This is a genomic window from Bifidobacterium sp. UBA6881 (genome assembly GCA_002451435.1).
Lineage (GTDB): Bacteria > Actinomycetota > Actinomycetes > Actinomycetales > Bifidobacteriaceae > Bifidobacterium.
The window spans coordinates 3,996-10,915 of the sequence record DKCF01000100.1; the positions used below are offsets into that span (position 1 = coordinate 3,996).

Sequence of the window (6,920 nt, forward strand, 5' to 3'; positions counted from 1 at the left end):
GCGAACTACACCGTCGAAGCCAGCCACAAGGACTACTACGGCACACAGAAGGCGAGCAACCTCACCGTGGTGCCCGGCACCACCGTGACCGCCAACGTGACCCTGCGCTCCAAAGGCAAGCAGGACACCATGATGTCGCAGAACTTCGAGTCCTACGACAAGGGCGACTTCACCGGCGACGACAACTGGGGCGTCTCCGGAGCCGACGGCAACACCATCGAGATCACCGCCGACCCGACCAACGCCGGCAACAAGGTGCTGCACATGAAGCGCAACACCGGCAAGCCGACCGTCTGGTACGGCAAGAAGGGCGAATCCAACTGGAGCGGCCAGTTCACCATCTCCGCCAAGGTGATGCGCGGCGAAGGCTCCAACCAGTACAGCCTGTACACCTACCACAAGTCCGGATGGAACAGCAGCTCCCCCGCTGATTCCAAGAACCCCGAAGCCACCATCGCCATGCGACCGAACGAAATCCTCACACACAACGTGCGCGGATCGGGAAGCACGGTGAAGGCCGCCGATTACGAGACCGGCAAGTGGGCGCAGGTCGACATCGTGATCGATTGGAACACCGGCACCTACGACTACTGGGTCGATGGCAAGATGACGCTGGAAAACCAGCCGCTGCGCACCTGGGCCGGCGACATGGACTACCTGTCGCTCTTCTCCACCGACGGCTCCGGTGACTTCTACGTCGATGACATCGACGTCTACCGCGGCACGCCCGACTACTCTTCCGAAGAGCCGGACGACGCATTGCAGACGCTCGTAGACACTGATTTCTCGGGCACCACGCACGACGCGCTGAAGTTCAACGCGAATGACGAGCTTTCGAACGGCGCGCTGAAAGTGGGCAAGAACCTCGCACAGCAGAAGGGCGTGAAGGCCACGCTGCCGGTCGAGGTTCGCGCACAGGGCCAGAAGGTGCGGGCGCAGTTCGACTGGAAGGTCGAATCACTCAACGCCCCGTCCGGTCAGGGCGCGAAATCCGGACTGGAATTCCGCGACGATTATGGTCGGCTCCTATTCGCCATGGTCGGCGTGAAGACCAGCGGATCCACCCAGTTGCGCGTCGCCACCTCAGCCGCCGACGCGGATTACACCGTATCGGGAATCACCTCCTCGCAGTTCGCGGCAGGTGAGCCGAAGTGGTCCGACAAGGTTTCCGCCGATCCGACCAAGGACTACCGCGTGACCGTGGAAGCCGACTTCGCCAACAAGCAGGTCTCTTGGACGATCGCCCCCGCTGACGGCGGAGACGCCGTACTTTCCGGAACCGCGGAAATCAGCACCGGCGCGACATCCATGAGCAACGTCTACATGGCGAACTACTGGGGCACCAGCGTCCAGTCGATCGACAATCTGAAGATCAGCGGATCTGTGGCCGGCAACAAGCTCGACCTGCCGCTCAAGGGCAAGACCGCATATGCCTTCGGTGATTCGATCATCGCCGGACACAAGTTCTCCAGCGCCAGCTTCGCGACCTTCGCGGCCGGCAAGGAAGGCATGAACGTCAAGCGCTGGGCCGTCAACGGAGCCTCCATCGTAAAGACCAACGGTTACGACTGGATCCAGGGACAGCTCGGCAAGGCCGACGCCGCCCAACCCGACATGGTGATTCTCGACGGCGGCACGAACGACGCCGAAATCATCAAGAACGGCAAGGCGGACGTGGCTTCCTACGAAACCGCATTGCGATCCACGTTCAACGCGATCATCACCAAGTGGTCCGGAACAAAGATCGTCTTCGTGGCCGTGCCGAAACTGTACACCCGCGACGCCGCAATCCAGCAGCAGCTGCACGACGTGCAGACCAAGGTCTGCACCGAATACGGTGTGACCATGGCCGACGTGTACACTTCCGCAGGCGACGGCATCACCGAAGCCAACAAGGCGGAATACTCGTTCGATGGACTTGGTTCGACCGGGCTCCCGCAGGCCGGCACCAACACCGGTTCGGGCACCCACCCGAACTTCAAGGGCATCGAAACGCTGTATCTGCCGACCGTGACCGCCGCCATGCGCGCGGCCGACGCCGCCGACGCTCCGAGCATCCCAGTCGACAAATCCGCCCTGCAACAGGCAGTAGACGCCGCCAAGAAACTGCAGGAATCGGACTACACCGCAGACTCGTGGAAGACGCTGCAGACGGCGCTCGCCAAGGCCGAGAACACGCTCAACGACGCCGATGCCACGCAAAGCGACATCGACGCCGCCGCCAAGGACCTGAGCACCGCGGTCTCCGCGCTGGTCAAGGTGAACGCAGTGGACAAAACCACTCTCGCCACCATGATCGAAACCGCCCGGTCCTACGCGCAGCAGACCGATTTGTACACCGAGGAATCCATCAACGCGCTGAAGGCCGCCATCACCGCCGCCCAATCCGTGTACGATGACGCGAACGCCACGCAAAAGCAGGTCAACCAGCAGGTGACGGCGCTGAACAACGCGGTCAACGCGCTGGTGGTCAAGCCAATCACCGTTCCGGTCAATAAGACCGCGCTCGAATCCGCAATCGCGCAGGCCAAGCAGATCGATCAATCGCTGTACACCGACGAAACGGCCAAGGCACTTGCCGAAGCCATCGCCAATGCGGAAACGGTGGACGGCAACGCCACCGCCACCCAGCAGGAGGTGAATGACGCGACCAATGCAATCCTCAATGCGGTCAAGGCGCTCAAGGCCAAGCCGATTCCGGTGAACACCGAGGCGCTGAAGGCGGCCATTGCGGCGGCGCAGGCGATTGACCAGTCGCAGTACACCGACGAGTCGGTCGCAGCGCTGAAGACCGCGCTGGATGACGCCCAGCAGGTGCTCGCCAACGCGAACGCCACGCAGACCGAAGTGGAGAACGCGGCCAAGGCGCTCAGGTCCGCGATCGACGGACTGAAGGCCAAGCCCACGACCAAGCCCGCGGATACCAAGGACCTCGCCGAGGCAATCGCAGCAGCGCAGGGCATCAACCGTGCGGATTACACCGCCGATTCTCTGGCCACGCTCGACAAGGCGCTGTCCAGTGCCCAGCAGGTGCTCGCCAACGCGAACGCCACGCAGACCGAAGTGGACAACGCGATGGCCGCATTGCGCGACGCCTACTCCAAGCTGGTCAAGCAGAACGGCGGTTCACAGAACGGCAGCAGCGCCGGCAATACCGACGACGCAGGTAACGCGGGCTCCGGCGCTTCGGGATCCAACGCCCAAGGCAACGGCTCGCAGGACGGCCAATCCGGCAAAGCCAACGCCGATGCGCTGTCCCGCACCGGCGCGGATACCGCTCCGATGGCAATCGCTCTGGCGATGCTGGCGGCGGCCGGTGCCGCAATCACCGGATTGAGGATGCGTCGTTCGCGCGAACGGTGATTGCGCCAATCGGCGCATCGCTCACCGCGTAGGTCACGTAGTTGCGCAGCCACACGCCTGCCTGTTGCACGACCATACAGTCAGCAGCCGTGCAGCAGGCAGGCGGCAACCGCCGCAGTCGTCAACTACATAGCCGCTGGTTGTCACACATTGCGTGACAACCAGCGGCAACAACCCAGCACATGGAACCAATCAGAGACCGATTCGCGGCCGTTCACGAAGCGAATCACCAAGCAAGGGCCGTGCCCGTCGAATCCCGGCGGGCACGGCCCCTATCTGAATTGCCCCCAATGCCGCAAAATCCGCCAAGCTGAATTCCGAAAATGCATGACGCCGCCATTCACCGCATCAGCCGCAATCAGAACAATCCCGCCATGTCCATTTCACCATTCATCACCGCAACCAAACGCTTGCCCGCATGTACGCGCAATGGTCGGCCGCTCACGCGCTCAATCCATCCAAGGTCTTCAAGCTTGCCCACATATTTACGTGCGCTCTGCTTCGTCACTCCGCAATGCTCCGCGATGTCCTGCAGGCTCATGCTCTTTCGCGTGTCGAAAAGCTCCTCCTGCATCACGCCATGCAACAGATACGAAGTATGCTCGTCCAAATGTGCTTTCTGAGACAAGAATTTACTGATTTCGGCGGCTCTCTCGTACCGATCCAGTTTCAAAGCGATATCTTCGACAAGACTCCGCTGCGCCTCAAGAATCAAATCAAGCATAGTATTTATGAAAAAGGTGAGCTCACCGCAGTTCAGCTTGTCTTCCGTCACGGTAAACGCCCTGTAATATGCGCTTTTCCGCTCATTGATGGCGCGCGATAGCGAAAGTACCGTGGGCAACGTCAGCACTCTGCTAAGGTAGAGCGCCAGCAAATACCTGCCAGTCCTGCCATTGCCGTCATAGAACGGATGAATGTATTCGAAAAGGAAATGTGACGCCAAAGCCGAAATCAACAGCGGCATGTCCTCCGATGCAACCAGAGCAAGCATTTGCGTGAGCAACGCACTGATTCTGTCTTCACCGCGTATTCCCTCATGTTCAACGCTACGCGGACCCTCGACATGCACCCCTCTCGCCCTGAACAGCTTACCGTCTGGTTTATCGCTCTCTTTGATTCCGTCAAGCGCAATCTTGTCGTACACGCTTCTGATGTCTTCCAAGGACCGCGGCAGCACCGTATTGTTATCGGTGAGATTCAGATACAACTTCGCGAATTCCCCAAATCTGGTATCGCTTACGTTGTTTTGCCGTTTTGCATGTTCCACAGATCGGCTCGCGGACGCCGCTTCGACGGCCATTTCCACTTCCTTGCGAGTGCTCCGAACACCTTCCATTTCATTGGTGGCTTGCAATTCGTCCGCAATGAAATGATGAATATAATTCCAGCGCATCACTCCGGAGATGCGCTGCCACTGATTCGAGATCTTGCGCTCCATCGTGAGAATCTCGGCGATTCGGTCGATTGTTTCACGAGGCATGCCAATGAACAATTCCCCCAAAGACGTGACGATGCCCGTGCGATACGTGGAATCGGATTCGAGCCGTTGTTTGGCAAACGCTTCATGGTTGCGAAATGCGTCACCGCTGCCATCCGCATGAAAAAGCCGGGCCAATGTCTTATATTCAGTATGCATAAGACCTTCATTTCTCACATCAAACAATTTAAATTATAGAAACTATAATTTAGAAAGCTCATTCTTGCAAATATCCTGCTAATTATATGAGAACCTATCAGTAAAGATACGCGCATCAATGATTGCCCCGTCTCCTCAGGCCACTCGGACATTCCGGACGATATCACGCCATGCAATAGGGCACGACTCATTCCACACAACCCGGCACACCATCAAAGACCATAAAACAAGCGGGGTTTCCGCATGTATGAGGAAACCCCAACAATCCCAACAATCAACGCATGCCGTCAATAGATGTCACAGGCCAAAAGACGGCATCCCGATGAACGACGCCACGAAACTCGCGACCATTCAACCGCGCAATCATCGCAGGAGAGCGGCGGACGCGGCTCAGCGCTCGTCCATCGGTACGTAATCGCGTTCCGTGTAGCCGGTGTATACCTGACGAGGACGACCGATCTTCGTGTTCGGATCGGCAAGCATCTCGCGGTACTGGGCGATCCAGCCCGGGATGCGGCCCAGCGCGAACAGCGTGGTGAACATGGACGGGTCGAAACCGATCGCACGGTAGATCAGACCCGTGTAGAAGTCGACATTCGGATACAGATGGCGGGAAACGAAGTAGTCGTCATGCAGCGCGATGTCTTCCAGCTCCGTGGCCACGTCGAACAGCGCACGCTCGTCGGCCGGCAGCTTCAACGTATCGGCACGCTCCATGATCTTCTGCAGGTACGTCTTCGCGATTGCGGCACGAGGATCATACGACTTGTACACGCGGTGCCCCAGCCCGGAGATACGATGACCGTGCGCCTTCGCCTCCTCCACGAACTCCTTGACGGATTTTCCGGAATCGCGGATCGCCTTGAGCTGCCGCAACACGGCTTCGTTCGCTCCACCGTGCAACGGACCGGACAGCGCGTTGATGCCCGCGGCGATCGCGGAATACAGATTCGCATGCGCGGAACCGGCGATACGCACCACGGACGTGGAGCAGTTCTGCTCATGGTCGGCGTGGATGATCAGCAGACGGCCGAGCGCGTGCACGTACAGCGGATCGGATTCGAACGGCTCGTACGGCACCGCGAAGCACATGCGAAGGAAATCATCGACATAGCCGCGTGAATAATCCGGATACAGCATCGGCTCATCACGACGACGACGGAAGATGTAGCTGACGATGGTGCGCGCCTTCGCCATGATGATGGTCGCGGCCTCGTCAAGCTGGTCGGAATCGGAAATATCGGTGGTGTCCGGATAGAACGTGGCAAGCGCGTTGACCGCGGACGCCATGACGCTCATCGGATGCGCGGTGCGCGGGAACGAACCCATGAACGTGCGAAAATCCTCGCCCACCATCGTGCGGTGGTTGATGTCGGAGATGAATCGATCGTACTGTTCCTTGCTTGGCAATTCGCCATGACGCAGCAACCATGCGACCTCAAGGAAATCGGAGTGCTCGCACAGTTGCTCGATCGGATATCCGCGATAGCGCAGAATCGAGTTCTTGCCATCGATGTACGTGATCTTGGATTCGCATTGCGCGGTGGTGAGGAATCCCGGGTCCAATGTGACCCAACCATCGTTGCGCAGCGTGGAGACCACGATGCCGTCCGCGCCGGCCGTGGCTTTGACCACGGGAAGGGTGAAGTCCTTGGCATCCACACTCAGGTTGGCTGTGGCCATACTTGTTCTCCTTAGAAGCTCAAAAGTATCGCATACTATATGGCATGCGTGTTTCCGAAAATGGTTTCGTCTCAAAAGCGGTGGCGACAATGCCGACACGCGCGACTTCCGGCCATACGCGGAGGTGCGACGATGGCCGCGCGGAAGCGACCATATACGGAGATGACTATCACAAAGACGACCGCGCACGGAGACCAATTATCTCTACGCTCTTTAAACGGACGCTGGATGACGA

Annotated in this window: 4 protein-coding genes; 2 read left to right on the forward strand and 2 right to left on the reverse strand. The window is 59.0% G+C overall.

Annotation, left to right across the window (positions count from 1 at the left end):
- The coding region (locus B3C64_RS07650; RefSeq protein WP_291534878.1) for a GDSL-type esterase/lipase family protein at positions 1 to 3,363 on the forward strand (3,363 nt) is incomplete at its 5' end.
- A gap of 358 nt (positions 3,364 to 3,721) precedes the next feature.
- Here the strand turns inward: B3C64_RS07650 and B3C64_RS07655 are convergent.
- The gene (locus tag B3C64_RS07655) at positions 3,722 to 5,002 is read right to left on the reverse strand and encodes a Fic family protein (RefSeq protein WP_291534879.1); all 1,281 of its coding nucleotides are present in this window, start codon (positions 5,000 to 5,002) and stop codon (positions 3,722 to 3,724) included.
- 390 nt (positions 5,003 to 5,392) lie between these two features.
- Positions 5,393 to 6,685, reverse strand: coding sequence for a citrate synthase (locus B3C64_RS07660; RefSeq protein ID WP_291534880.1), 1,293 nt, complete (start codon positions 6,683 to 6,685; stop codon positions 5,393 to 5,395).
- Positions 6,686 to 6,729: 44 nt separating this feature from the next.
- Here B3C64_RS07660 and B3C64_RS07665 point away from each other — a divergent pair.
- A partial coding sequence (locus B3C64_RS07665) for a hypothetical protein (protein WP_291534881.1) occupies positions 6,730 to 6,920 on the forward strand: 191 nt, incomplete at its 3' end.